The organism is Sphingobium phenoxybenzoativorans (genome assembly GCF_001757355.1).
GTDB lineage: Bacteria > Pseudomonadota > Alphaproteobacteria > Sphingomonadales > Sphingomonadaceae > Sphingobium > Sphingobium phenoxybenzoativorans.
The window spans coordinates 101,295-125,630 of record NZ_MINO01000008.1; the positions used below are offsets into that span (position 1 = coordinate 101,295).

27 protein-coding genes are annotated in these 24,336 nt (G+C 63.2%); 6 read left to right on the forward strand and 21 right to left on the reverse strand.

Annotated features, from left to right (window positions below):
* Positions 1-76 precede the first annotated feature (76 nt).
* The 11 genes from BHQ40_RS06710 to coxB all read right to left on the reverse strand — a co-directional run bounded on the left by BHQ40_RS06710 (position 77) and on the right by coxB (position 9,479).
* Positions 77-946, reverse strand: a complete 870-nt coding sequence (locus BHQ40_RS06710; RefSeq protein WP_070154244.1) for a class I SAM-dependent methyltransferase — start codon at positions 944-946, stop codon at positions 77-79.
* A 122-nt stretch (positions 947-1,068) separates the two neighbouring features.
* Positions 1,069-2,469, reverse strand: a complete 1,401-nt coding sequence (gene thrC / locus BHQ40_RS06715) for a threonine synthase (RefSeq protein WP_070154245.1) — start codon at positions 2,467-2,469, stop codon at positions 1,069-1,071.
* 154 nt (positions 2,470-2,623) lie between these two features.
* Positions 2,624-3,268 (reverse strand): SURF1 family protein, encoded by a 645-nt coding sequence (locus BHQ40_RS06720; RefSeq protein WP_070154247.1) that lies wholly within the window; start codon positions 3,266-3,268, stop codon positions 2,624-2,626.
* Positions 3,265-3,669: a DUF983 domain-containing protein gene (locus BHQ40_RS06725; protein WP_070154249.1), complete on the reverse strand. Its 405-nt coding sequence runs from the start codon at positions 3,667-3,669 to the stop codon at positions 3,265-3,267. The genes BHQ40_RS06720 and BHQ40_RS06725 overlap by 4 nt, the downstream gene beginning before the upstream one ends.
* Positions 3,662-4,171: a DUF3291 domain-containing protein gene (locus BHQ40_RS06730; RefSeq protein WP_070154251.1), complete on the reverse strand. Its 510-nt coding sequence runs from the start codon at positions 4,169-4,171 to the stop codon at positions 3,662-3,664. Before BHQ40_RS06730 ends, BHQ40_RS06725 begins: the two co-directional genes overlap by 8 nt.
* 18 nt (positions 4,172-4,189) lie before the next feature.
* Positions 4,190-5,020 (reverse strand): cytochrome c oxidase subunit 3, encoded by an 831-nt coding sequence (locus BHQ40_RS06735; RefSeq protein WP_070154254.1) that lies wholly within the window; start codon positions 5,018-5,020, stop codon positions 4,190-4,192.
* 36 nt (positions 5,021-5,056) lie between these two features.
* Positions 5,057-5,623 (reverse strand): cytochrome c oxidase assembly protein, encoded by a 567-nt coding sequence (locus BHQ40_RS06740; RefSeq protein ID WP_070154256.1) that lies wholly within the window; start codon positions 5,621-5,623, stop codon positions 5,057-5,059.
* A complete protein-coding gene (locus tag BHQ40_RS26840) occupies positions 5,623-5,751 on the reverse strand; it encodes a cytochrome c oxidase system small membrane protein (RefSeq protein WP_290438420.1) in 129 nt (42 codons plus the stop codon). The genes BHQ40_RS06740 and BHQ40_RS26840 overlap by 1 nt, the downstream gene beginning before the upstream one ends.
* Positions 5,748-6,656, reverse strand: coding sequence for a heme o synthase (locus BHQ40_RS06745; protein WP_070154258.1), 909 nt, complete (start codon positions 6,654-6,656; stop codon positions 5,748-5,750). The genes BHQ40_RS26840 and BHQ40_RS06745 overlap by 4 nt, the downstream gene beginning before the upstream one ends.
* A gap of 108 nt (positions 6,657-6,764) precedes the next feature.
* Entirely contained in the window at positions 6,765-8,438 is a 1,674-nt protein-coding gene (ctaD, locus tag BHQ40_RS06750; protein WP_070154260.1) for a cytochrome c oxidase subunit I, read from the reverse strand.
* Positions 8,439-8,456: 18 nt separating this feature from the next.
* A complete protein-coding gene (coxB, locus tag BHQ40_RS06755; RefSeq protein ID WP_070154262.1) occupies positions 8,457-9,479 on the reverse strand; it encodes a cytochrome c oxidase subunit II in 1,023 nt (340 codons plus the stop codon).
* A gap of 204 nt (positions 9,480-9,683) precedes the next feature.
* Between coxB and pyrE the strand changes: the two genes are divergently transcribed.
* The 5 genes from pyrE (at position 9,684) to BHQ40_RS06780 (ending at position 13,455) form a co-directional block, all read left to right on the forward strand.
* Positions 9,684-10,265 (forward strand): orotate phosphoribosyltransferase, encoded by a 582-nt coding sequence (pyrE, locus tag BHQ40_RS06760; RefSeq protein WP_070154265.1) that lies wholly within the window; start codon positions 9,684-9,686, stop codon positions 10,263-10,265.
* Between the two features lie 3 nt (positions 10,266-10,268).
* The gene (locus BHQ40_RS06765) at positions 10,269-11,003 is read left to right on the forward strand and encodes a pyridoxine 5'-phosphate synthase (RefSeq protein WP_070154267.1); all 735 of its coding nucleotides are present in this window, start codon (positions 10,269-10,271) and stop codon (positions 11,001-11,003) included.
* Between the two features lie 64 nt (positions 11,004-11,067).
* Entirely contained in the window at positions 11,068-11,469 is a 402-nt protein-coding gene (acpS, locus tag BHQ40_RS06770) for a holo-ACP synthase (protein WP_070154269.1), read from the forward strand.
* Positions 11,470-11,515: 46 nt separating this feature from the next.
* Positions 11,516-12,388 carry a signal peptidase I gene (lepB, locus tag BHQ40_RS06775; protein ID WP_253183282.1) on the forward strand — a complete coding sequence of 291 codons (873 nt, stop codon included), beginning with the start codon at positions 11,516-11,518 and terminating at the stop codon, positions 12,386-12,388.
* Entirely contained in the window at positions 12,385-13,455 is a 1,071-nt protein-coding gene (locus BHQ40_RS06780; protein ID WP_070154275.1) for an AI-2E family transporter, read from the forward strand. Before lepB ends, BHQ40_RS06780 begins: the two co-directional genes overlap by 4 nt.
* Before the next feature lie 19 nt (positions 13,456-13,474).
* On the opposite strand, the gene BHQ40_RS06785 is transcribed toward BHQ40_RS06780, so the two are convergent.
* From BHQ40_RS06785 to BHQ40_RS06825, 9 genes are all read right to left on the reverse strand, one after another.
* A complete protein-coding gene (locus tag BHQ40_RS06785; protein WP_070154278.1) occupies positions 13,475-13,897 on the reverse strand; it encodes a hypothetical protein in 423 nt (140 codons plus the stop codon).
* Positions 13,898-14,125: 228 nt separating this feature from the next.
* A complete protein-coding gene (locus tag BHQ40_RS06790) occupies positions 14,126-14,650 on the reverse strand; it encodes an FKBP-type peptidyl-prolyl cis-trans isomerase (RefSeq protein ID WP_070154280.1) in 525 nt (174 codons plus the stop codon).
* A gap of 84 nt (positions 14,651-14,734) precedes the next feature.
* Entirely contained in the window at positions 14,735-14,941 is a 207-nt protein-coding gene (rpsU, locus tag BHQ40_RS06795; RefSeq protein ID WP_004208618.1) for a 30S ribosomal protein S21, read from the reverse strand.
* 195 nt (positions 14,942-15,136) lie between these two features.
* Positions 15,137-15,532: a response regulator gene (locus BHQ40_RS06800; protein ID WP_070154282.1), complete on the reverse strand. Its 396-nt coding sequence runs from the start codon at positions 15,530-15,532 to the stop codon at positions 15,137-15,139.
* Entirely contained in the window at positions 15,529-18,006 is a 2,478-nt protein-coding gene (locus BHQ40_RS06805) for an ATP-binding protein (protein WP_070154284.1), read from the reverse strand. Before BHQ40_RS06805 ends, BHQ40_RS06800 begins: the two co-directional genes overlap by 4 nt.
* A gap of 185 nt (positions 18,007-18,191) precedes the next feature.
* The gene (locus BHQ40_RS06810; RefSeq protein WP_070154286.1) at positions 18,192-18,677 is read right to left on the reverse strand and encodes a methylated-DNA--[protein]-cysteine S-methyltransferase; all 486 of its coding nucleotides are present in this window, start codon (positions 18,675-18,677) and stop codon (positions 18,192-18,194) included.
* A 125-nt stretch (positions 18,678-18,802) separates the two neighbouring features.
* Complete coding sequence (locus BHQ40_RS06815; protein WP_070154288.1) at positions 18,803-19,603, reverse strand: LytR/AlgR family response regulator transcription factor; 801 nt, start codon at positions 19,601-19,603, stop codon at positions 18,803-18,805.
* Positions 19,600-20,697 (reverse strand): sensor histidine kinase, encoded by a 1,098-nt coding sequence (locus tag BHQ40_RS06820; protein WP_070154290.1) that lies wholly within the window; start codon positions 20,695-20,697, stop codon positions 19,600-19,602. The genes BHQ40_RS06815 and BHQ40_RS06820 overlap by 4 nt, the downstream gene beginning before the upstream one ends.
* A 62-nt stretch (positions 20,698-20,759) precedes the next feature.
* Entirely contained in the window at positions 20,760-21,254 is a 495-nt protein-coding gene (locus tag BHQ40_RS06825; protein WP_070154292.1) for a winged helix-turn-helix transcriptional regulator, read from the reverse strand.
* A gap of 214 nt (positions 21,255-21,468) precedes the next feature.
* Here BHQ40_RS06825 and BHQ40_RS06830 point away from each other — a divergent pair, with 214 nt between their 5' ends.
* The gene (locus BHQ40_RS06830) at positions 21,469-23,562 is read left to right on the forward strand and encodes a RelA/SpoT family protein (RefSeq protein WP_070154295.1); all 2,094 of its coding nucleotides are present in this window, start codon (positions 21,469-21,471) and stop codon (positions 23,560-23,562) included.
* A gap of 107 nt (positions 23,563-23,669) precedes the next feature.
* Here BHQ40_RS06830 and BHQ40_RS06835 read toward each other — a convergent pair.
* A partial coding sequence (locus BHQ40_RS06835) for a tetratricopeptide repeat protein (RefSeq protein WP_139139212.1) occupies positions 23,670-24,336 on the reverse strand: 667 nt, incomplete at its 5' end.

The following is a 24,336-nucleotide window of genomic DNA, read 5'->3' on the forward strand; positions in this document are numbered from 1 at the left end:
CCGGGCATGAACTGGCCTCCTGCCTCCGCAGGAGTTCACGGCATTTCCGGATAATCGCGCTGCGACGGATCGAACCCTAACGCGACCACCGTGCCCAGATGGCGGTGGGGAGCAGCAGCCCCCTCGCCTCCTCCCGCACGGCGAGTTCGCCTGCTTCGACCTTGCCAGGCAGGTCCGCGAAGGCTTGGGCCAGCAACTCGCCGATCGCCAGCGCCGACATGCGGACGGCGTAGACCGTCAGGAACAGGAAATTGCTGTCGGCGTTGAGCAAAGCGCGGCAATTGCCTATCAGGCCGGGCAGATCCTCTTCCAGCCGCCACACTTCGCCATCCGGCCCCCGGCCATATTTGGGCGGGTCGAGCAGGATGCCGTCATAGCGGCGGCCCCGGCGCACTTCCCGCGCGGCGAATTTGGCGGCGTCATCGACGATCCAGCGGATCGGTCGATCGGCAAGGCCCGACAGCTCGGCATTGGCGCGACCGGCGGAAACGGATTTCTTGGAGGCGTCGACATGCACCATCTGCGCGCCGCTGGCCGCCATCGCCAGCGTGCCGACGCCGGTATAGCCGAACAGGTTCATCACCTGCGGTTCCGCCTTGCCGGCCACCTGTCGGCGCATCCACTCCCAAACCGGCGCCATGTCCGGGAAGAAGCCAAGATGGCGGAATGGCGTACAGCTTGCCTTAAATGTCACTTCGTTCCACGCCAGCGGCCAGCCATCCTTCGGAACCGGCTTGTCATAATACCATCGGCCGCCGCCCTCATCGTCCGATCCGGGAATGAACTCGCCATCCGACGCCCAGTCGGTTGTGGCGGGCGCCCACATCGCCTGCGGTTCGGGACGGATGAAACGGTAGGAGCCATAGCGCTCCAGCTTCCGCCCATTGCCCGAATCGATCAGGCCATAATCGGGCCAGGGTTCGCCGATGAGGGTTTGGAGGTCCATCTGTCATCCGTTCGGGCTGTTCAAGCGAGACGCGTGGCTCGCCTGAATGTCGAAGCCCCGCACTTTCTTAAGAGGAAGGACAGTCCTTCGACAAGCTCAGGACGAACGGTGGAAGAAAAACGTCAGCCCCTTGCCGTCGCATGCTCCGCCACGAAGCCGGTAATCGCCTCGAACGTCGCGGGCAGCTTCGTATAGGCTTCTTCGCGGTCGAACAGGCTGCCGATGCGGGCGGGCAGAGCAGGCCGGGTTCCGGTTGCGCGTTCCACGGCGTCGCGAAACTTCGCCGGATGCGCTGTCGCCAGCGTGACGATGGGGATTGCGGGATCGATATCCGCCCCCTTCGCGGCGCAGAGGCCAACTGCCGTATGCGGATCAATGACCTGCCCACCGCCCTCATAGGCCCAGCGCATGGCGAGCGTCATGCCATCGGCATCCACGCGCGCAGAGGAGAATAGCCCCGCGGCGCCCTCCCGCTGCGCATTGGTAAGGCGCATGGCCTTCGTCGCTTCAAACCCGCGCATCTGTTCGGCCAGCGCCGCGCCATCACGTCCGCCCGCATCGAACAGCAGCCGCTCAAAGTTGGAGCTAACCTGGATGTCCATGCTCGGCGTGGCGGTGGCGACGACCTTGCCCTGGCTGTAATCGCCATCGCTGAGTGCGCGATGGAGAATATCGTTGACGTTGGTGGCGACGATAAGCTGCCTGACCGGAAGGCCCATGCGCGAGGCGACATAGCCGGCGAACACATCGCCGAAATTGCCGGTCGGCACGGAGAAGGCGATCTCCCGCTCGGGCGCGCCAAGCCGTACAGCGGCGTAGAAATAGTAGACGACCTGCGCCATCAGCCGCGCCCAGTTGATGCTGTTCACGGCCGACAGACGGAAGCGGCTGGAAAAGCCGGGATCGTTGAACATCTGCTTCACCAGCGCCTGCGCGTCGTCGAAGCTGCCATCAATGGCGATGTTATGGACATTGGGCGCGCGCACCGTCGTCATCTGGCGGCGCTGCACATCGGACACCCTGCCATCGGGATGCAGCATGAAGATGTCGATCTTCTCCCGCCCCGCGACGGCATCGATGGCGGCGGAACCGGTGTCCCCGGAGGTCGCGCCGACGATGGTCAGATGATCGTCACGGCGCGACAGGAATTTCTCGAACAACAGGCCCAGAAGCTGCAGCGCGACGTCCTTGAACGCCAGCGTCGGTCCGTGGAAAAGTTCCAGCAGCCAATGCTGGTGATCGAGTTGAACCAGCGGCGTCACCGCATCCACGCTGAAACGGCCATAAGCCTGCGTGCACAGGTCGCGCAGTTCATCTTCGCTGAGCGATCCGGCGACGAAGGGAGCCATCACGCGCACGGCGGTCTCGACATAGGAGAGACCCGCGAGGGCCGCGATCTGATCTCGCGTGAAAGACGGCCAGGCTTCGGGCAGATACAGCCCCCCGTCCGATCCGAGACCGGCGAGCGTGACCTCCTCAAATCCGAGCGCGGGCGCGCTCCCCCTGGTGCTTATATATTTCATGGTGGCTGGCGCGGTAGCGTTGTGCGGGCCGGGGAGCAAGGGTTTAGCGCTAAGGGAACCCCTATGTACCGTTCGGGCTGAGCCGGTCGAGACGCAATCGACCGTAGGTCAACCTCTGTCCTTACCTTCAAAGAAGGACAGGGCTTCGACAAGCTCAGGGCGAACGGGTGTCTGTAGTACCGGCGAGCCGCCTGCGCACCGCCAGCCCGTAGATCACTGCCGCGATCCCCGCGAACAGAAACCATTGCACGGCATAGGCGATATGGTTGTTCGGCACGTCCTCGACCTTCGGCGGTGCGGCCGCCTTCAGCCCAGCCGCAGGAGCGCTGGCGATCAGCATCGGGCGCAGCGGCATGGGCTTTTCAACCAGACGCGAGAGCAGGGAGCGGTGATCAGGTTCCTCCGCGATCCAGCCTTCGACCTGTCCGCCAGTCCAGCCCGGCTTCAGGCCCGGTTTACCGCCCACGCCCAGATTAACGAGCACGCCCGGCCCCTCGGCCCCGGTCGCGCATTCGGCGATATAGCGAAAGCCCATGGAGCCGTCCGCCGCCCTTCCCGCTTCATCCCGCCAGCCGACGACGCGCAGGCAATGGGTCGACGAGCGGCGGAACAAGAGTTCCGGGGGAACCGGGCCAATGGCGGGGAAACTGGTGGAAGGCTTGGCGGGATTGGCGCGCAGGACCGCGATCATCGCCTCCTTCTCCCCGCTCCGCTGCCATTGCCAGACGCCAAGGCCGATCATGACCGCAATGGCGATAGCGACAAGGAGTGTCGGAATGAGCGGCAGGCGGCGGATCATGATGCAGACCCCGGCCGCGCCAGCGTACCCTCACGCGCCTTGTTGCGATATTCCAGGATCAGCAGCGTGCCCTTCGCGATGCGCAACAATCCCATCACAGCCACGATCGTCAGCGGCGCCCATAGCAGGATATGCAGCCAGAAGGGCGGATGCGCCTTCACCTCCGTTATCACGGCCAGAGCGGTGACAAGCGCGCCAACGATCAGGATCAGGAAGGCCGCTGGCCCGTCGCCCACATTGAATTGCGCGAAAGAAAGCCCGCAGGCGCGGCAGTCCTTTGAGAAACGAACCGTCGCAGCAAACAGGGTGGGCTGGCCGCATTGCGGGCACAATCCCCGCGCCGATGCGATGAGCAATGGCGTCGGAGCCGGTGCGCCGGCCTGCGGCTGCGTATCAGGCACGCCCCATGCACCAGGGGTCCGGCCGCAGATCCTGCGGCGGCCCGGCCAGACCCGGCTTGGGGAAACGCGACTTGAAGGTGAAGGCGTCAGCGCTTGGGCCGAAGCGATCGAGCAGCCAGAGGCGCGAGAGCGCGTCATTGACGGTGGGGACGGTTCCGGCGGGAATCCACCAGAGCGCCTGATAGGCGCCCCGAAACCGCTCGAAAAATTCCCGGCGGCGGGCCATGACCGGGGTGTGGGCGCTGCGATAGACGAAATCGAACAGGGATTCGGCATCCGCCCAGACCGACATATTGGGGATCAGCAACGGGTCCGGCGAATATTGGATATCGGTGGCGTTGCCGCCCTCATCCTTCAACCGCCAGATGAAGCCGGGCGACGCCTCCGCCAGCGCGTTGATGCGGTCCAGCGCATCGAAGAAAGGCTGGACGCGCGGGTCGCCCTTGGGAGCGACGAGGCGTCCGATGTTCACCTGAGCGAGATGGTAATCCTGCCCGGTCATCGAACGCCTCTCATTCTATCAGCCGGCGTGGACGGGCGCGCCCCAGCCGCCCCAGACATAGACGGCGCAAAAAAGGAACAGCCACACCACGTCAACGAAGTGCCAGTACCAGGCTGCCGCCTCGAAACCGAAATGCTGGCGCGGGGTGAAGTGCCCCTTATAGGCGCGGACCAGGTTCACGATCAGGAAGATCGTGCCGACGATCACGTGGAAACCGTGGAAACCGGTCGCCATGTAGAAGCCGGAGGAATAGGGCGTGCCGCCGAAGTCGAACGGCGCATGCGCATATTCATAGGCCTGGATGCAGGAAAAGAGCAGGCCCAGAAGGATGGTGCACCACAGGCCCTTGATCAGGCCGTCACGGTCGCCGTGGATCAGCGCATGGTGCGCCCAGGTGACGGTGGTGCCGGAGCAGAGCAGGATCAGCGTGTTGAGCAGCGGCAGTTCGAAGGCGTTCAATACCTCGATGCCCTTCGACGGGAACAGGCCGTCGATCGGCGGCAGGGCCGAGGGGAACAGCGAGAAATCGAAGAAGGCCCAGAACCAGCCGACGAAGAACATGACCTCCGACGCGATGAACAGGATCATGCCGTAGCGCAGGTGAAGCTGAACCACCGGCGTATGATCGCCGGCATGCGCCTCGCCAATGACCTTCGCCCACCAGCTATAGAAAGTGAACAGGACACCCGCGACGCCGGCGAAGAAGACCCAGCCGCCATGCGCGGGCAGCGCATCGGGATGCATCCACATGATCGCGCCGAACGCCATGACCAGAGCCGACATCGAGCCGAACAGCGGCCAGATGCTGGGCGGGAGAATGTGGTAATCGTGGTTCTTGGCGCCTGCCATCGTCTCGTCTTCCCTGTTCGTTATCTATCGACTGCCTTAGCTTGGCTTTTTCCCGTTCTCAACCGGGTAGAAGGTGTAGCTCAAGGTAATTTGCTGCGTATCCTTATTGTCCGGGTCGTCGAGGATCTTCGGGTCGACATAATAGAGGACCGGCATGCGGACCTCCTGCCCCGGCTGCAGCGTCTGCTCGGTGAAGCAGAAACACTGGATCTTCGTGAAATAGGCCCCGGCCTGCGTCGGCGTGACATTGAAGGCGGCGGTGCCGGTCACCGGCTTGTCCGACATGTTCTTCGCCACGAATATCGCCATGTCGCGCGCGCCGACCGTCACGGTATCCGTGCGATGTTCGGGATAGAATTTCCACGGCATGCCCGGCGTCACATTGGAATCGAAGCGGATGGACAGGGTGTGTCCGGTCGCAACATTGACCTTCGTGGCGGCGTCGGCGCGCTGGGTCGTCCCGCCAAAGCCCGTCTGTTCGCAGAATATGCGATATAGCGGCACGGAGGCGAAACCCATCGACAACGAACCGATCGCGACGAGCAAGGCGATCCGCATGGTCCGGCGATTGCGATGCGCGAGGGTCTGGGGCGCCGTCGCCATCAGTGGTTCGCGATCTTTGCGATGGTAATGCCGTAGAACAGGATGACCAGCGCTCCCAGCAGCAGGCCCATGACCAAGGCGCGCGACCGCTGGCGGGCGCGGACTTCCTTTTCCTCATCGGGCGTCATGCGAACACCCACCGGTCAATGACGACCGCCCCGAACAGCAGGAAAAGATAGAGGATGGAATATTTGAACAGGCGCCGCTCAGGCTGCATCTTTTCAGGATCGCTCTCGCGGCGGACGGACACCTGAAATGCGAATATCGCGAACAGCGCCGTGCCCAGGAACGCGACGGTGCCGTAAATCGGCCCGGTAAGCCGCAGGAGAACCGGCGCCATCGCCGCCGCGGCCATGATCGCGGTGTAGAGCCATATCTGGCGGCGGGTCGCCACTTCGCCCGCGACGACCGGCAGCATCGGGATGCCCGCCTTCGCATAGTCGGTCTTGACGAACAGGGCGAGCGCCCAGAAATGCGGCGGCGTCCAGAAGAAGATCAGGGCGAACAGCGCGACCGGAAGCGCGCTGACATCGCCTGTGACCGCCGCCCAGCCGATAACCGGCGGAAAGGCTCCGGCCGCGCCGCCAATGACGATATTCTGCGCGGTCCGGGGCTTCAGCCACATGGTGTAGACGATCACATAGAACAGGATCGACACCGCCAGGATCGCTGCCGCCAGCCAGTTGGCGGCGAGGCCGAGAAGAATGACCGAGAAGAAGGACAGGCCGACACCGAAATGCAGCGCCGATTGCCGGTCCATGCGGCCGGCGGGCAGCGGACGGCCGGCGGTGCGCTTCATCTGCGCGTCGATCTCCGCCTCATACCACTGATTGAGCGCGCCCGCTGCGCCAGCGCCAAGCGCGATGCACAATATGGTGGTGAAGCCCAGGATCGGGTGGATGCCGCCGGGCGCCGCAAGCAGTCCGCAAAGCCCCGTAAAAACGACAAGCGTCATCACCCTGGGCTTGGTCAACGCCAGGAAATCGCGCCAGTGGGCGGGCAAGGTGCGTGCGTCTAACGTAGCGGTCGTCATTTCAATTCCTCCCCTCCCCATTGAAGGGAGGGGTCGGGAAAGGCGCAGCGCCCGAAGGCGTGGGCCTTCCCACCCTGCCCCTTCCGCGAACGGAAGGGGCTATGCCTGTCAGTCGATAACCGGAAGGGTTTCGAACTGGTGGAACGGCGGCGGGCTGCTCAGCGTCCATTCCAGCGTCGTCGCGCCTTCGCCCCACGGGTTGTCGGCGGCCTTCTTGCCGGCGGCCAGCGACCAGATGAGGTTCACGAAGAAGATCAGCATGCCGACCGCCATGATCTCATAACCATGGCTGGCGACGGCGTTCCACTTGGCGAAAGCTTCCGGATAGTCGGGATAGCGGCGGGGCATGCCCGACAGACCCAGGAAGTGCATCGGGAAGAACAGCAGGTTCACGCCGATGAAGAACACCCAGAAGTGGAGCTGGCCGAGGAACTCGTTGTACATCTTGCCGCTCATCTTCGGGAACCAGTAGTAGAACCCGGCAAAGAGGCCAAAGACGGCGCCCAGCGACAGCACATAGTGGAAGTGCGCGACGACATAATAGGTGTCGTGCATCACGTCATCGACGCCGCCATTGGCGAGGACCACGCCGGTCACGCCGCCGACGGTGAACATGAAGATGAAACCGATCGCCCAGACCATCGGGGTCTTGAAGCTCATCGATCCGCCCCACATCGTCGCGATCCACGAGAAGATTTTGATGCCGGTCGGAACCGCAATGACCATCGTGGCGGCGGTGAAATACATCTTCACATTCACGGACATGCCGGTGGTGAACATGTGGTGCGCCCACACGACGAAGCCGACGACGCCGATCGCGACCATGGCGTAGGCCATGCCGAGATAGCCGAACACCGGCTTGCGGCTGAAGGTCGAGACGATCTGGCTGATAATGCCGAAGCCCGGCAGGATCATGATGTAGACTTCGGGATGGCCGAAGAACCAGAACAGGTGCTGGTACAGTTCAGGATCGCCGCCGCCGGCCGCGTCATAGAAAGTGGTGCCGAAATTGCGGTCCGTCAGCAGCATGGTGATCGCCGCGGCCAAAACCGGCAAAGCGAGCAACAGCAGGAAAGCGGTGACCAGCACCGACCATACGAACAGCGGCATCTTGTGCAGGGTCATGCCCGGCGCGCGCATGTTGAAGATGGTGGTGATGAAGTTGACCGCGCCCAGGATCGAGCTGGCGCCCGCAATGTGCAGCGACAGGATCGCCATGTCGACGGCCGGACCGGCCGAACCGCTGGTCGAGAGCGGCGCATAGACCGTCCAGCCGGTGCCCGCGCCATTGCCGGTGCCGCCGGGCACGAAAGTCGAGCCGAGGAGAAGCACGAAGGCGGGGATCAGCAGCCAGAAAGAGATGTTGTTCATCCGCGGGAACGCCATGTCGGGCGCGCCGATCATGATGGGCACGAACCAGTTGCCGAAGCCGCCGATCATCGCCGGCATGACCATGAAGAACACCATGATCAGGCCGTGGGCGGTGATCAGCACGTTCCACAGATGATAGGCCTGGTCGAGCGATGCGTCCGGGCCGTCCATCATCTGCGCCCAGGCGTGCAGATACTGGATGCCGGGATGCGCAAGCTCCGCGCGCATCAGGCCGGAGATGCTGCCGCCGATGATACCCGCGATGATCGCGAAGATCAGGTAGAGCGTGCCGATGTCCTTATGGTTCGTGGACATGAACCAGCGGGCGAAGAAGCCGGGCAGATGATCGCCATGATCGTCATGCGCGTGGGACCCGTGGAAATCGTCGGGATTGGCTGTGGTGGTCGTCATGGGTGTGGGGCCCTTACATCAAATCTTGGCTGGCGCGCCGGCGGGCGCTGCGGCTGCGGTCGTGGCCGGCGTTTCCGCCTTGCCCTTCGGGTTGCCGCCCTGCGACAGCACCCACTGGTCGAACTGCGCGGGGGGCAGAGCCTCGATCGCGATCGGCATGAAGCCATGGCGCGCGCCGCAAAGCTCGGAGCACTGGCCGTAATAGACGCCGGGCTTGTCGATGGTGAAGCTCTTTTCATTGAGACGGCCGGGCACGGCGTCCATCTTCACCCAGAGCGAGGGCACGGCAAAGCTGTGGATCACGTCAGCGCCGGTGATGATCAGCTTGATCGGCTTGCCAGCGGGCAGAACAAGGCGGTTGTCCGGCGCCAGCAGATAAGGTTCGCCATTTTCGGCGGCCTTTTCTTTCGTCAGCATGTTGGACACGAATTCGGGAATGCCCTGGTCGGGATATTCATAACCCCAATACCACTGATAGCCAGTGACCTTGACGGTCAGCGCATCCTTCGGCGCGGGCTTATACTGGTCAGCCAGCAGGCCGATCGATGGCACGGCGATCACCAGCAGGATCAGGACCGGGGCGACCGTCCAGATGATCTCGATCAGGGTGTTGTGCGACGTTTTCGACGGCACTGGATTGGCCGCACGGCGATAGCGGTACATCGTCCACGCCAGGAGGACCAGCACGAAGATCGAGGTGAAGGTGATGATCGGCAGAAGCAGCCAGTCATGCATCCACAGCGCCTGGCGGCCGGTGTCGGTGAACTGCTTCTGGATGGTGATTTCGCCCGGCATCGGCATGCCGATACCCTCGGTGGGCTTCATGCGCGGCGGCGGGGCGACCTTTTCTGCAGGAGCAGCGGCGGGCGCGGCGGCCGATTCGGCGGGCGCCGCCGCAGCGGGGGCGGCGGCTTCAGCGACCGGGGCGGCGGCAGATTCGGCAGAGGCGGCATTGTCCTGCGCAAAAGCAGTCTGCGTCATTCCCAGGGCTGGCGAAAAGGCCAGCAATCCTGCGAGAACAAGCGATTTCACCATTTTCATAAGCGTTATGTACCCCTAGCCCCTTTTTCCGTCCACGCGGTCCAGTCGCGCCCCCTTTTCAGGAGCTATTAATCCTTGGACTGCGGCGGCTTATAGGGATGCTTATCCCATGCCTCAAGCGTCTAAAAGCCTATTTTCTTCGCTGTTGCAACGTGGCTTGCCGCCGCCTATCTGCCTTGCCGCACAACAAGGGGTAATGATGGCATGACAGAAGACGAGGCACTGGCCGAATTCAGGGCGGCGGGCGCGCTTCTGGAGGGCCATTTCATTCTTTCATCCGGCAAGCGCAGCGCCAACTATCTGCAATGCGCGCGCGTCCTGATGAATCCCGAACGCGCCTCGGCCCTCGCCCGCGGCCTTGCGCAAAAGCTGCCGCGCGAATTGCGCAATGAGATTGAGGCGGTGATTTCCCCCGCCATGGGCGGCATCATCATCGGGCATGAAATGGGCCGCGCCCTTGGCGTCGACGCCATGTTCCTGGAGCGGCCCGAAGGCACGTTCGAGCTGCGCCGGGGCTTTTCCCTGCGCAAGGGCGCCAAGGTGCTGATGGTCGAGGATGTCGTCACCACCGGCCTTTCCTCGCGGCAGGCGATGGATGCGGCGCGCGCGGAGGGCGCGGAGATACTGGCGGAGGTCGCGCTTGTGGACCGCTCCGCCGGCGAAGCGGATTTGGGCGTTCCCTTCTATCCCCTCGTTCAGATCAACTTTCCGGTCTACGATCCCGAAGACCTGCCGCCTGAACTGGCGGCGATCCCGGCGATCAAGCCCGGCAGCAGGAAGGTCTGATCGATGACGCCGGGCACTTTCCTGCGGCTGGGCGTCAATATCGACCATGTCGCGACCATCCGCAACGCGCGCGGCGGCGAGCATCCCGATCCGGTAAAGGCGGCGCTGATCGCCGTGAAGGCGGGCGCGGACGGCATTACCGCCCATCTGCGGGAGGACCGGCGGCATATTCGCGATGAGGATATCGCATCGCTGATGGCGGCGCTGACCGTCCCCCTCAATCTGGAGATGGCGGCGACGGATGAGATGCTGGACATCGCTTTGCGCCACCGGCCGCACGCCGCCTGCATCGTGCCGGAAAAGCGCGAGGAGCGCACGACCGAGGGCGGGCTGGACGCCGCCGGGCAATTCGCCGCGCTGCAACCGATCGTCGGCAAGCTGCTGGACGCCGGCATCCGCGTCAGCCTGTTTATAGAGGCCGATCCCAAGCAGATCGACGCCGCGATCCGGCTGAATGCTCCGGTGGTGGAATTTCACACCGGCCGTTATGCCCATGTGACCGGGGCCGAACGCGCCGAGGAATTGCGCCGCATCGTCGATGGCGCGGCGCTGGCGGCGAAGAACGGGATCGAACCGCATGCCGGCCACGGCCTGACCTTCGACAATGTCGGTCCCGTCGCCGCTATCCCGCAACTGGCCGAACTCAATATCGGCCACTTCCTGATCGGCGAGGCGATCTTCGGCGGGCTTGAGGAGAGTATCCGCGAAATGCGGCGGCAGATGGACCTTGTACGGTGAGGGGCGCAGCCTTTCATCTCAACACAGCGTGTCATCCCAGCGCAGGCTGGGATCTCAGGCCGTCATGATCATCGGCCTCGGCTCCGATCTCTGCAATATCGAGCGAATCCAGCAGTCTCTCGATCGCTTCGGAGAACGCTTCGAGCGGCGCGTATTCACCGACGTCGAACAGGCCAAGGCCAATCGCCGCCCCTTCACCAAGGCTGGCACGCTTGCCAAGCGCTTCGCCGCCAAGGAGGCTTTTTCCAAGGCGGTCGGAACGGGGTTTAAAGCTGGCGTTTTCATGAAGGATATCGGCGTCGTCAATGCGCGCAGCGGCGCCCCTACCCTGCATCTGACGGGCGGCGCGCTGGCGCGGCTGGAGGCTATGGTCCCTGCGGGCCACCGCCCGGTCATTCACCTGACGCTCACCGACGATCATCCATGGGCGCAGGCATTTGTAATTATAGAAGCCTTGCCCCAATAAGGCGCAGGACACACATGGTGACTCCCTGATGACGACGGCAGCCGAGATGCAGACAGACGACCAACCGGCAGCCGCACCCGAAACGGCCGCACAGGAAAAGCCGCCGATCGACTGGTGGGGAGAGATAAAGAGCATATCGTTGCTGATCCTGGCGGTGCTCGCCTTTCACAGCTTCGTGGCCAAGCCTTTCTACATTCCATCGGAATCGATGATGCCGGTGCTGCTGAAGGGCGACCGGCTGGTCGTCAGCAAATATCCCTATGGCTGGTCCTATGTCTCGCCCAGCTTCCACCCGCTGCCATTCATGAAGGGACGCATCTTCGGTAGCCTGCCGGAACGCGGCGACATCGTCATCGCCTCCCCGCAGAACAAGCGGGAGGATTATATCAAGCGCGTCATCGGCCTGCCCGGCGACATCATAGAGGTGCGCGGCGGTCAGGTGCTGCTGAACGGCGTGCCGGTGCCGCAGCAGACGCTGGCCCCGCTGCGCATTCCCGTCGACGCCAACGCCCCCTGCCCGCCCAGCCAGTTCCCTGGCGCGTTGGTGGAGGACCGGGACGGGCGCAAATATTGCGAACTGCCGGTGAAGCGCGAAACGCTGCCCAACGGCAAGAGCTACACCATCATCGACGTCGGGCCGAGCGAGCTGGACTGGTACGGTCCGGTGCGCGTCGCGCCCAACCATGTTTTCCTGATGGGCGACAATCGCGACAACAGCGCGGACAGCCGCGCGACGCTCGCCGAAAACGGCCTTGGCGGCGCGGTGCCCTATGAGGCGATTGGCGGCCGGGCGGAATTCATCACATTCTCGCTGGACGGCGACGCGACCTTCAATCCGCTGAGCTGGATCAGCTCGCTCCGCAGCGGCCGGGCCGGCAACAGCCTGCACCCCGCCACCGCCGGACCGGCGCAGCGATGAGCGAGGCGCAGGACCATGTAGAGGCCCCCGGCCCATCGGAAATGCGCAGCCCGCTGGTGCGGGAGGAATTGAAACGGGCGGGCGTCTGGTTCGGCCTGGGCATCACGGTGGCGCTGCTCGTCCTGCTGGCCCAGCCGATCATGCTGATCCTGGGCGCGCTGGTCCTCACGACAATGATGGACGGCGGCGCGCGGCTGTTGAAGCGGGTCCTGCCTATTTCGCGCGGCTGGCGGCTTGCCATCGTCCTGCTGGGCGTCGTCGCCTTCATGGGCTGGACCGTCTATCTGACCGGATCGAACCTCGCCGCGCAGGCGCAGGCGATGCGCCATATTGTGGAGCTGCAGGTCGGCCGCATCGGTGGCTGGGCGCAACAACTGGGCATCACCACCACGCCGGAGGACCTGAAAACGCTGGGCAATCAGGCGCTCAGTTCGCTCGGCCGCGTGACTCAGGCGGTCAGCACCGCCGTCGGCGCGATCACCAGCATGGTCATGATGCTGGTGCTGGCGATCTTCATCGCGATCGAGCCGAAACTCTATGAGCGCGGCGTCGCCTGGATGCTGCCGATGGAAAAGCGGGAGAATTTCTACACGATCGCCGACAAGATGGGCTGGACGCTGCGCCGGCTGATGTTCGGACGGCTGATCGGCATGCTGGTCGAGGGCATTGGCACCTGGCTGCTACTATGGGCGGGCGGCGTGCCGATGGCGGCGCTGCTGGGCGTGCTAACCGGCATCTTCGCCTTCCTGCCCAATATCGGCTCCATCATTTCCGGCATCCTCATCATATTGGTCGGCTTCTCGGCCGGCACCGACACGGGACTCTATGCGTTCTGCGTCTATCTCGCGGTGCAGATGGTCGACGGCTATCTGATCGTGCCGATGGTGGCGAAGCGCGCCACGGACCTTGCCCCCGCCCTCGTACTGGGCGCGCAGATATTGTTCGGCGCGCTGTTCGGCATCATGGGCCTGTTCCTCGCCGACCCGATCGTCGCGATGATCAAGGTCTATCTGGAGGAACGGTCGAAGACGATGGCGGCGGCGAAAGGACAGCGGAAGGCGGAGTAATCCGCGCCGCAGGATCGCTTCAGGCCACGCGGCCGTTCATCATGGAATAGGCTTGCAGCCACATTTCCGCGGCATCCATCGACAAAAACGCCTCGCGCGTGCCGACCATCAAAGCTCTACGAAGCTGGATTTTGAAAACGGACGATTTCACCACCACGGCGATCCGGTCATCCTCCCGATAGATTTCGGAATTTGTCGATTGGAACCACAGGGCCGATTCCAAGGTCGGGCGGATCACGTCGCGCAAGTCGATCATCGCCTTGACGCTGCCGAAACGCAGCCGCGCTTCCCGGATGATCCGCTTATGCACCACCAATGACCGTTCGGCATCCGCCTGCGTCCATAGACCTCCGCTGGAGACACGGACGGTCTGCGTGTCCAGGTCCAGGCCGGAACTGAACTCCGCCTCGCCGATGGCAGATGGCGTCCACTGGACGTGCATCAACAATGAGCCGGATGCGGGGGTGGATGGAGATATGGCGCGCAAAACTGTCGATCCCACTGATGGAGAATCCTCAGTCGACTCCATATCCTTTCGCAAAAATTAAGCTGGCGCGCCGTGGCGGCGGCACCATACTAAAGTCGCAAAAAATGGCGACGCACCGCCAAATCCGCAGCGATGCGGGCCTAAAATCCAGCAATCATTTCCAGAAAAACGGGCGATTCGCGCTCACTGGCCCGGCGCGGGTGCGCCCGGCATCGGCGGGCCGCCTGCGCCGCCCTGCATCATCTGCATCTGCTGCTGCATCCGCATGATTTCTTCCTTCGACTTGAAGTCGCGCAGATGCACGTCGAAGATCAGCGTGGAATTGGCGGGGATCGGGCCGGCCGCCTTCGCGCCATAGCCCAGGCGCGGCGGGATGGTGACCTTGTAATGGCCGCCCTTCTTCATCTTCAGCAGGGCCTGGCTGAAGCCGGGGACGACTTCGCCGACGGGGAATGCCTGCTGCTCGCTCTGGTCAAAGACCTTGCCGTCGGTCAGCTTGCCGACATAGGAGACCAGCACCACATCGTCGAGCGTCGGGCTGGGGCCTTCGCCTTCCTCCAGCACCTCGAATCCCAGCGGCTGCAGAGACACGGTGCCCGCCCAGGCCAGGGCGCCGGCCGCCAGCAGAAGGATCGCAACGCCTATCCACAGCCGGGTCAGCGACCCCTTGGCGATCGGGAGAAGCGGGACAGCCGTAACGGTGGACATGGCGGGAGCCTTGCTATGTCGAGGGATAGGTCAGGAAGCGGAGGCGGCCGCGCCGCCCCCGATATTCGGTATTACCGGCAGTCCTTACCGGACGCCGTCACGCTCGGCGCGCTTGCGCTCCAGCTTGCGGGCGCGGCGCACGGCGGCGGCCTTCTCGCGAGCGCGCTTTTCCGACGGCTTCTCGTAATGACGGCGAAGCTTCATCTCACGATACACGCCCTCGCGCTGCAGCTTCTTCTTGAGAGCGCGCAGCGCCTGGTCGACATTGTTATCGCGAACGATGATTTGCATAACGCCTTCAGTCTCCAATCGAAAAACGGTGGTTCGCCAGGACATTCCCCGCCTGACGGGCCAACCGAAATGCAATAAAACGGGTTCGCCGCAGGCGCAGCCCGCGTCGTGTGGCTGGCCCACTACCAGCAGAGTCGCGCAATTTCAACCCATATGCGGCAAAAATGCCGGACCGGCGGCCACTCGCGCCTTCCCTCATTCCGCCTTCGCCTGCTCCGCGAAGCTGCGCACCGTCTCCGCCAGCGTCAGCGGATCGAAGGGTTTGGCGATGACGCCCAGCGCGCCCGCATCGATGAAACGGTCGATATCCCGTTGCCAGGCGCTGGCGGTGACGAACACGATCGGGATATTCGCGGTCCAGCCGCGCTCGCGCAGCGCCGCCATGACATCCGTGCCGGTCATGCCGGGCATCAACATGTCGATAAGCGCAAGATCGGGAACCCAGGCCCCCTGCTGCAACATCTCCAGCACATCCTGTCCTGAACTGGCGAGACGCACCTCCATCCCCGGATCGAGCGCGAGCGCCATCTCCACGATGGTTCGGATATCCGCTTCATCATCGACATATAAAATCTTCAACCTGTCGGTCATGACGCCTCCTCCCCCAGCTGGCGATCAAGAATCCCCATGACTGTTTCGACTAAATTAGGCAATGATTTCTTGGACTTGGTTAATATTACCTCGACATCGGTGGCCAGATCATGGCCGGAATCCTGCGCTGAATAGATGATGACCGGCGTGGCCGGCCCGCCTGCCGGTGACAAAGCGGGGAGAATGTCCAGGCCCGATCCATCGGGCAGCGCGATATCCACAATCGCAATATCGACGGCGTTCGTGGCGAGGAACGCCCGCGCGGAGGCAAGGTCCGTCGCCCGCGCGATCCGGGCGAGGCCGCTGAGCGCGTTTGCGGTGATCTCCAGCGTGTCGCTGTCATCATCGATGTGCAGGACAAGCGGCATTGACGTCGATGCGCGCCGGATCGCCGCGCTCACCGCTTCGTCCAGCCGGTCGGCGGCAATCGGCTTGGCTATCCAGTCGATAATGTCCAGCGCGGCCATCTGCGCTGGCTCCACCACAGGGTCGCTGGGCGCGATCGCGATCACGGGGAGGCTTCTGCCCGCAGGATTGTCCCGGATCGCCTGCACAATCTCCACGGCGTCGCCATCGGCGAACTGGAAATCCAGAACGAACGCCAGATAGGGACGCGTAGAGATGGCCGCCAGCGCCTCCTGCTGCGTATGGACGAGGTCGGCGCGAATGGCCCGTACCGAAAAGCCGGTGCTGATCGCCTGCGCTTCCGCCGCATCGGCATAGATCAGCAGGCGGGGGGCGCCGTTCAAATCCTCCTGCCCGGTCAGCGCATTCCACAGGGGGACGGCGAAAGCAAACAGGCTTCCGCCTCCCTCCGCATCCTCAAACCAGATCGTACCCCCATGATTATGCACGATTTCCCGCGATATAGTGAGACCAATGCCCGTCCCCGGCCCGGCCGTGTCCGACCGGCGCATCGCCTGCGCAAACCGCGTGAAAAGCCGCGCGCGCAATTCCGCGTCTATGCCCGGCCCCCGGTCGCGGACGGAAATGCACGCATCATTGTCCCGCACGCCAAGGGTCAGGGTGACGGCCGATCCGGCGGGCGAGAATTTGATCGCGTTGGACAGCAGGTTGGTGGCCACCTGCACGATACGGTCCTGGTCTCCGCGGACGATGACCGGCTGGCCCGGAAGGTCGATCTCCAGCAAGACATTATGCAGGTCCGCGACGGGACGCACGCCGTCCAGCGCCTGTTGCGCCACGATGCGCAAATCCATCGGCTGAAAATCGAACCGCATCTCGCCCGACTGCATCTTCTCCACATCCAGCAGGTCGTTGACGATGCGGATAAGGCGGTTGGCGTTGTTTTCCGCGATGACGACCAGCCGCTGCACCGGCGCAGGAAGGTCATGCGCCGCCCCGCCGCGCAGCAAGCCGAGCGATCCGACAATGGAGGTCAGCGGCGTGCGCAGCTCATGGCTGACGGTGGAGAGGAACTGGTCCTTGAGCTGTTCAACCTTGTCCCGCTCCGACACGTCGCGGAAAGACGCCACGATATGCGCTCCGTCGGCCTGCTGCATGATGCCCAGCGCAACCTCCACCGGAACGGTCCCGCCATCGGCCGTTCGCGCCTTCACATGAGTCCGCAACGGCTGGGCCAGCCCTTCCGGGGTCAGGCCCAACCGGTCGAGAAACGCCCCTTCCCCCGGCGCGAGGTCGGCGATCAGCGATATGTCGCGGCGCATCAGCGCGGTCTTGGGATAGCCGAACAGCTTTTCCGCCGCCCCGTTCAATATCTCTATTCCGCCGCTGGGGTTGATCAGGACCACGGCGTTAAAGTCGCTCTCGAACAGCGCCGCCTGCCGGTTATAGGCCTCCGCCGCGGCGCGGTTGGCCAGATAGCGGCCACGCCGGTTGCTCCACATCACATAGGCGATCAGGAAACCTATGAGCGAGACGGACAACACCATGGACCAATAGATCAGCCGCGCCATGCCGGACCGGTCGGCGGCCTGCTGCTCGCTGCTGGCTACCCTGATATCCTGCAGGCGGATCAGCTTGGCGGTTTCCGCCTCTATGGAGTCCATCAGCGCCTTGCCGCGGCCGGAACCCACCATGGCGGCTGCGGCGGCAAGCCCGGACTGGTCGCGCGCCTCAATCACGCTGCGCATCTCGACAAACTTGGCTTCGGTCAGGCGGTCCAGATGCCGCAGGGTGGTCTGCGTATTGCTGTCGCTGGCGGCGGCAAGACGGTCCAGTGCGGAAAGCTGCGCCGCCAGCCCGCTCTCCACCCGCTCGAACGGCGCCAGGAAACTTCTGTCGCCGGTCAGCGCATAGCCGCGCTGGCTCCGCTCCGCATCCTTCACGTCGCGGAGCAGCGTCTGCGCCGCATTCGCCTGCCTCAGAGAGAGGGAGGCGTCATGCAGATTGTGGAGATTGCGCTTATAGGCCGAACTGAGAGACAGGCCCAATATCGTCAGCCCTATGGGCAATATCGCGGCAACCGCCAGGCTCCGCCAAAGCCTGGGCATTGCGCGACCGCGCTCATCAGCCAGGGGACCTGTGCTCTCCAGAAAATGGTTCCCTCATCCAAGGACGAACGACCTTGCTCAAAAAGTGAACCTGTCCGACCTCCAAGTCGAGCACAATGCCAACTGCAACCGTTACGAATGCTTCCCTTATTGAATTATCGAAACATTCATTATCTTAATCTGGATTAAGCCGCCTTCGCTTCCAGATCGAGCAGATGCTTTTTGGCGGCAAGACCGCCGGCAAAACCGGTCAGCTTGCCGGTCGATCCGATCACCCGGTGACAGGGCGCGATGATGGAAATCGGATTCCTGCCATTTGCCGCGCCAACCGCACGTGATGCGGAGGGTTTGCCGATCTGGCTCGCAATCTCTCCATAGCTGCGGGTTTCGCCGAAGGGGATGGTGAGCAATGCGCCCCAGACCGCGCGCTGAAATTCGCTTCCCCGGAAATCGAGCGGCACGGAAAAGACTTTCAGCTTCCCCTCAAAATAGGCCGCCAACTGGCGCGCCGCTTGCTCCAGCACCGGATGATCCGCCTCGTCCGACACCGGCCCCAGGCGCACCCGGCCGGGATCGTCATCCTGCCACAGGATCGCCGCCAGCCCCTTTTCGCTGGCGACCAGCGTCAGGGCGCCGACCGGCGAAGCAATGATCTTGCGCGAATAGGCCATGACATATCTCCTTGTCCTGCAGACGGGCCGCGAAAATCCGGGGCCGTCTGTTTTGCAGGACATGCTATGGCCGATGCGGTTCGCCTGCGCTTCCCGGCGATTGCGTTCAAAACCGGTGTGCGCGGTCAGTGAACGAAACGCGCCACGACATCGCGATAGGAGCGGCTGACCTTCACCTGCGCGCCGGATTCCAGCACCAGGAAGCATTCGCCGTTGGTGTGCGGCTTCACCTGCCGCACCTGGCTCAGATTGACGATGGTGGAGCGGTGGACGCGCTGGAAATTGCGCGGATCCAGCCGCTTTTCCAGATCCTTCATCGTCTCGCGCAGGATCAGCGAATTGTCGGCGGTGTAGATGCACATATAATCGCCGGCGGCGTCGATCCGCTCGATCGAATCCACGTCCACCCGGAATATCTGGCCGCGATCCTTGATGTTGATCAGCTTTTCGAAACGGCTGGAGGCCGGCGTATCCTCCTCCGTGACGAAATCGCTCATCGCCTGCGGAGCGACCTCGGCCAGCACCTCGCGCAGCCGTTCCGCTTCCTGCACCTGCCGCTTCTGGCCCAGCCGTTGGCGCACGCGGTCCAGCGCGTCGGCCAGGCGGTCCTGCTCCACCGGCTTCATCAGATAGTCGACGGCCTGCGCCTCGAACGCGCGGATCGCATGATCGCTGAACGCGGTGACAAAGATGAACAGGGGCGGCTCTATCTCCATCATGCCCTGCACGACGGAAAAGCCGTCAAATCCGGGCATCTGGATGTCGAGGAAAACAAGGTCCGGTTTGTGGGTCTTGATTGACCGGATGGCTTCACGGCCGTTCATGCATGTGTCGATGATTTCGACATCTTCATGCGCCTCAAGGCGCAGTTTCAACCCCTGGATGGCAAGGCTTTCGTCATCCACGAGGATCGTTCTGATTGTCATGCGGCCACTTTCGTCTGTTCTTCCGTTACGAGGGGCATTTCTATGGTCACAGAAAAACCGCCTCCCGGCGTGGAACGCGCATCGAACGAATGTCGTTCCCCATAGGCCTGGAATAATCTGTCCTTGATATTCGCCAGGCCAACGCCGGTGGACAGGTTCGGCCTGACATTGGCTTCATTCAATCCCGGACCCGTATCGGACACGACGATCCGCACATTTTCACCGGCAGGCTGCGCCGTGACGGTGATTTCGGCGCCCTCCTCCTTTGGCGCGACGGCATATTTGATGGCGTTTTCCACCAGCGGCTGCAGCAACAGGGACGGAAGCCGGGCTTGCGAGACGGAGGAGTCGATGGCAAAAACCGACTGCAGCCGGTGCTCGAACCGCATCTTTTCAATGTCCAGATAGAGCTTCAGCGTCTCCACCTCCTGCTCCAGCGTCACCTGCGCCGTGGGTTCGTTGATCAGCGTGTAGCGCAGGAAGGATGACAGGCGGGACAGCATTGCGTTCGCCCGGTCGGTTTCCTTGAGCAGCACCAGGGTCGAGATGCTGTTGAGCGTGTTGAACAGGAAATGGGGATTGAGCTGATAGCGCAGCATCGCAAGCTGCGCGGAACTCGCCTGGGTTTCCAGATGCAGCAACTGGTCGGCCTGCTGCTCCACCGTCAGATAGAAATTGATCGCATAATAAAGGGCCGACCATGCGCCGAGCAGCGTGGTGCTGAGATAGGCGGCGCCCAGGAAAAGCTGCAGCCCCGCCGTATCGCTGCCCCGGTTCTGGGTGGAAAAGACCCAGGAGTCGATGAACGCGCACATGCCCGCCGCCACGAGAATCACCAGGATCGACACGCCCCAGGTGACGATCGGCCGCTGGCGCAGCAGCAGGCGGAAGATCACCGCCATCAACAATGTTACTGAATAGCCGGTGACGGTGGAGATCAGCACTGGCACCAGGCTGGACAATGGCTGCCCATTGGCCACGGTGGACGACGCGCGGAGCAGGAAGGCGCCAAGCCAGCCCAGCGTCTGCAGATTCCAGAAAGCGCGATTCTTGTCCGCAAAAAACGGTTCGGCTTGAAGTGGCGTGACCGACATCCGGCAGAGACTAGCGAATTATCGGAAAAGGGTGAAGGGCAAGCTGACGCGCGGACGCAGGATCAGGCGGCGATTTCTTCTTCGCCGCCCACCGGCGCGATTTCGTCCGGGTAAATCCACACCAGATCGCACAGGCCGAGCGTGCGGCCGTCATGCGACAGGATGTGGATCGGCTGGATCGGCTGACCGTCGCGGCGGTCGGCAAGCGTCGGCACGGACGGCACGCCGCATTCCCACTTTTCGCCCCACTGCCGCAGGGCGATCATCACCGGGGCCAGTTCCTTGCCCTTTTCGGTCAGGCGATATTCCACCTTGCGCCGGTCGCAGGTCATCGTCTCCCGCACCATGATGCCCTTTTCGACCAGCCGCGCCAGGCGATTGGCCAGGATGTTGCGGGCGATGCCCAGCGTGGACTGAAAATCCTCGAAATGCCGGATACCGGCCAACGCGCCGCGCAGGATGAGGAACGACCATTTCTCCCCCATCGCCTCGAGCGCACTGGGCAGGCCGCAAATCGGGGCGCAGGATAACTGCTCACGGGAAACTTCGTCCAGCATGACTCCGTAGATACTCCAAATCGCGCGGTGTTGCAAAATTGTGACCGCCGCGCGGAATCATTCTGCAATATAAGTTTGCAATCAAAACGTATCAATGCCCTGAAGGTCCGTCCGGTTTCTCGAGTGTGGCCAAAAAACCAAGGCGTTCCGCCAATATGCCTTACCGTGCCTTTTTTGTTGCATAGCGACAAAAATCCCCCACATCGGTAAACATATGTTGCGCCAGTATGAACTTGTTGAACGTGTGAAACGCTACGATCCGGACGCGGACGAAGCGATGATCAATCGCGCCTACGTCTTTTCCGTGCAGAAGCATGGCAGCCAGAAGCGCGCCAGCGGGGACCCCTATTTCAGCCATCCGATCGAGGTGGCGGGCATCCTCACCGACCTGTATCTGGACGATCAGACGATCGTGACGGCCCTGCTGCACGACACGATCGAGGATACGCTGGTCACGCATGACGAGATCGAGAGCGTGTTCGGCAAGGACGTCGCCCGCCTGGTCGATGGCGTCACCAAGCTCAGCAAGATAGAGGCGCAATCCGAAACAGAGCGCGCGGCCGAAAATCTCCGCAAATTCCTGCTGGCGATGTCGGACGATATCCGCGTGCTGTTGGTCAAGCTGGCCGACCGGCTGCACAATATGCGCACGCTGCACTTCATCAAGAATGAGGAGAAGCGCCGCCGCATCGCCCGCGAGACGATGGATATCTACGCCCCGCTCGCGGAGCGGATCGGCATGTATGATTTCATGCGCGAGATGCAGTTGCTGGCGTTCCGCGAGCTGGAACCGGAAGCCTATGGCAGCATCACCCGGCGACTGGAGCAACTGAAGGAAGGCGGCGGCGACAAGGTGGCGCGGATCGCCTCCGGCTTGCAGATGCTGCTGGGCAATGCGGGCATCCGCGTCACTGTGTCGGGGCGGGAGAAGCATCCCTATTCCATCTGGCGCAAGATGCAGGAGCGGCACATCAGCTTCGAGCAGCTTACAGACGTCATGGCGTTCCGCGTCATCACCGACAGCACGGAGGATTGCTATCGCGCCCTGGGCATCATCCATCAGAAGCACAAGATGGTGCCCGGCCGGTTCAAGGATTATATCTCCACGCCCAAGCGCAATGGCTACCGGTCGCTGCACACGACCGTCATCATGAGCGAGAATGCGCGGATCGAGGTCCAGATCCGCAGCCGTGAAATGCACCGGGACAGCGAGTTCGGTCTCGCCGCGCACTGGGCCTATAAGCAGGGCGAGGGCAAGCCGGACGGCCAGGCTGGCTGGCTCCGCGATCTGGTCGAAATCCTGGAGCAGAGCCAGGACCCGGACGAGCTTCTCGAACATACCCGCATGGCGATGTATCAGGATCGCATCTTCGCCTTCACGCCCAAGGGGGAGCTGCACCAGTTGCCCAAGGGGTCGACGCCGGTCGACTTCGCCTATGCCGTGCACACCAGCCTTGGCAACCAGACGGTCGGCGCGAAGGTGAACGGCCGGGTCGTGCCGCTGCGCACGACGCTGGAAAATGGCGATCAGGTCGACATCCTCAAATCCGACGGGCAGGAGCCGCAGCCCGGCTGGCTGACCTTCGCCATCACTGGCAAGGCGCGCGCCGCCATCCGCCGCTACATCCGCCACAAGCAGCGGGACGAGACGATCGCGCTGGGCGAGAAGCTGTTTGAGGAAATCGCCAGCCGCCTGCCGGTCGAGGTTGGCGACAAGGCGATGAAGGCCGGGCTGAAGCGCCTGAAGCTGACCGATCGCGCCGGACTGATGATCGCCATCGCGACGCATCGCGTCACGGACGGCGAAGTCATGGAGGCGCTGATCCCCGGCTCCACCAGCGGCGAGGGAGCGGAGGAAGCGCATCCCCGCCAGCATAACCCGGTGTCGATCCGCGGCCTGACGCCCGGCATCGCCTATCAGCTTGGCGACTGCTGCCACCCGGTGCCCGGCGACCGCATCGTCGGCATCCGCCGCACGGGGGAGCCGATCGAAGTCCATACGATCGACTGCTCATCGCTGGAGGCTGGCGCGGACGCGGACTGGGTCGACCTGGCCTGGGACGTGAAGTCGAAGGGCGGCACCGCACGCCTGTCGATCATCGTCAAGAACCAGCCCGGCGCGCTGGCATCGGTCGCCAACATCTTCGGCGCGAACAAGGCGAACATCCTCAACCTGCAGCTTGTGAACCGCGAAGGGCCGTTCCACACCGACATCATCGACCTGGAGGTGCAGGACGCCGCCCACCTGATGCGGATATTGTCGGCGCTGCGCTCACTGGAAATCGTCGTGCAGGCGGACCGGGTTTAGGGATCGCCAAGTTTAAGTAGAATCGTGCTCCTGCGACAGCAGGAGCCCAGTCCCACCGTCTGAACTGGACTCCTGCTTTCGCAGGAGCACACTGCATTAACAACGCATTAAAGCGCCGCCAGCTTCGCCTTGTCGCCAACCGCCGCATAGGCGCTGTCGAGATGCCCTTTCAGCATCGGATGTCCCGGCGCCAGCGCCAGCGCCTTTTCCAGCACATCGACGGCGCGCTGCTTCTGCCCGGCCTGCAGCATCGTCCAGCCATAGACGTCCGCCGCAACGGGATTGAGCGGCTGCAGCCGGTAAGCCTTGGCCGCATAGGCAAGCGCCCGCACCTTTTCGCCCTTACCGAGCCATGCCCAGGCGAGGTCAGCCATCAACAGCGCGTCATTATTGCCCGCCCGCGCTGAAAGCGGCTCCAGCAGCGCGATCGCCCGGTCCCAGTTGCGGACGCTGAGCCAGGCCGATGCGGCGATGCGGGTCGCCTCGAAACTTCCCGGATTCTGACTGAGATAGAGGCTCAATATCTGCGCGGCGCGCTCCGGCTGCCCGGCCCGCCGCCACGCCGACACCAGCCGCAGCGCCACATCCTCGGAAAAACGCAGGTCCGCCGCCTGCTCGTAGGCTCGCGCCGCTTTGTCCGGCTGCCCGGCCGCCAGCAACGCATCGCCCAGAATGACATGCGCCGCCGGCGCGCCCATATTGGCGTTGCGCAGCGCGGTCGCGCGGGACACCGCAGCGCCTGCCTGACCCATGGACAGCAGCGCCCGGACATAG

Excerpts from the sequence above, each read along its gene's own strand:
- BHQ40_RS06785 (WP_070154278.1), bottom strand. The coding sequence starts at position 13,897 with ATGCACGTCCAGTGGACGCCATCTGCCATCGGCGAGGCGGAGTTCAGT.
- coxB (WP_070154262.1), bottom strand. The coding sequence starts at position 9,479 with ATGAAAATGGTGAAATCGCTTGTTCTCGCAGGATTGCTGGCCTTTTCG.
- BHQ40_RS06780 (WP_070154275.1), top strand. The coding sequence starts at position 12,385 with ATGAGCGAGGCGCAGGACCATGTAGAGGCCCCCGGCCCATCGGAAATG.
- BHQ40_RS06830 (WP_070154295.1), top strand. The coding sequence starts at position 21,469 with ATGTTGCGCCAGTATGAACTTGTTGAACGTGTGAAACGCTACGATCCG.
- BHQ40_RS06820 (WP_070154290.1), bottom strand. The coding sequence starts at position 20,697 with ATGTCGGTCACGCCACTTCAAGCCGAACCGTTTTTTGCGGACAAGAAT.
- BHQ40_RS06720 (WP_070154247.1), bottom strand. The coding sequence starts at position 3,268 with ATGATCCGCCGCCTGCCGCTCATTCCGACACTCCTTGTCGCTATCGCC.
- BHQ40_RS06805 (WP_070154284.1), bottom strand. The coding sequence starts at position 18,006 with ATGCCCAGGCTTTGGCGGAGCCTGGCGGTTGCCGCGATATTGCCCATA.
- BHQ40_RS06730 (WP_070154251.1), bottom strand. The coding sequence starts at position 4,171 with ATGACCGGGCAGGATTACCATCTCGCTCAGGTGAACATCGGACGCCTC.
- BHQ40_RS06745 (WP_070154258.1), bottom strand. The coding sequence starts at position 6,656 with ATGACGACCGCTACGTTAGACGCACGCACCTTGCCCGCCCACTGGCGC.
- BHQ40_RS06810 (WP_070154286.1), bottom strand. The coding sequence starts at position 18,677 with ATGGCCTATTCGCGCAAGATCATTGCTTCGCCGGTCGGCGCCCTGACG.
- BHQ40_RS06740 (WP_070154256.1), bottom strand. The coding sequence starts at position 5,623 with ATGGCGACGGCGCCCCAGACCCTCGCGCATCGCAATCGCCGGACCATG.
- BHQ40_RS06815 (WP_070154288.1), bottom strand. The coding sequence starts at position 19,603 with ATGACAATCAGAACGATCCTCGTGGATGACGAAAGCCTTGCCATCCAG.
- lepB (WP_253183282.1), top strand. The coding sequence starts at position 11,516 with ATGCAGACAGACGACCAACCGGCAGCCGCACCCGAAACGGCCGCACAG.
- BHQ40_RS06825 (WP_070154292.1), bottom strand. The coding sequence starts at position 21,254 with ATGCTGGACGAAGTTTCCCGTGAGCAGTTATCCTGCGCCCCGATTTGC.
- acpS (WP_070154269.1), top strand. The coding sequence starts at position 11,068 with ATGATCATCGGCCTCGGCTCCGATCTCTGCAATATCGAGCGAATCCAG.
- BHQ40_RS06765 (WP_070154267.1), top strand. The coding sequence starts at position 10,269 with ATGACGCCGGGCACTTTCCTGCGGCTGGGCGTCAATATCGACCATGTC.
- BHQ40_RS06735 (WP_070154254.1), bottom strand. The coding sequence starts at position 5,020 with ATGGCAGGCGCCAAGAACCACGATTACCACATTCTCCCGCCCAGCATC.
- BHQ40_RS06710 (WP_070154244.1), bottom strand. The coding sequence starts at position 946 with ATGGACCTCCAAACCCTCATCGGCGAACCCTGGCCCGATTATGGCCTG.
- BHQ40_RS06790 (WP_070154280.1), bottom strand. The coding sequence starts at position 14,650 with ATGTCCACCGTTACGGCTGTCCCGCTTCTCCCGATCGCCAAGGGGTCG.
- ctaD (WP_070154260.1), bottom strand. The coding sequence starts at position 8,438 with ATGACGACCACCACAGCCAATCCCGACGATTTCCACGGGTCCCACGCG.
- pyrE (WP_070154265.1), top strand. The coding sequence starts at position 9,684 with ATGACAGAAGACGAGGCACTGGCCGAATTCAGGGCGGCGGGCGCGCTT.
- rpsU (WP_004208618.1), bottom strand. The coding sequence starts at position 14,941 with ATGCAAATCATCGTTCGCGATAACAATGTCGACCAGGCGCTGCGCGCT.
- BHQ40_RS26840 (WP_290438420.1), bottom strand. The coding sequence starts at position 5,751 with ATGACGCCCGATGAGGAAAAGGAAGTCCGCGCCCGCCAGCGGTCGCGC.
- thrC (WP_070154245.1), bottom strand. The coding sequence starts at position 2,469 with ATGAAATATATAAGCACCAGGGGGAGCGCGCCCGCGCTCGGATTTGAG.
- BHQ40_RS06800 (WP_070154282.1), bottom strand. The coding sequence starts at position 15,532 with ATGACCGACAGGTTGAAGATTTTATATGTCGATGATGAAGCGGATATC.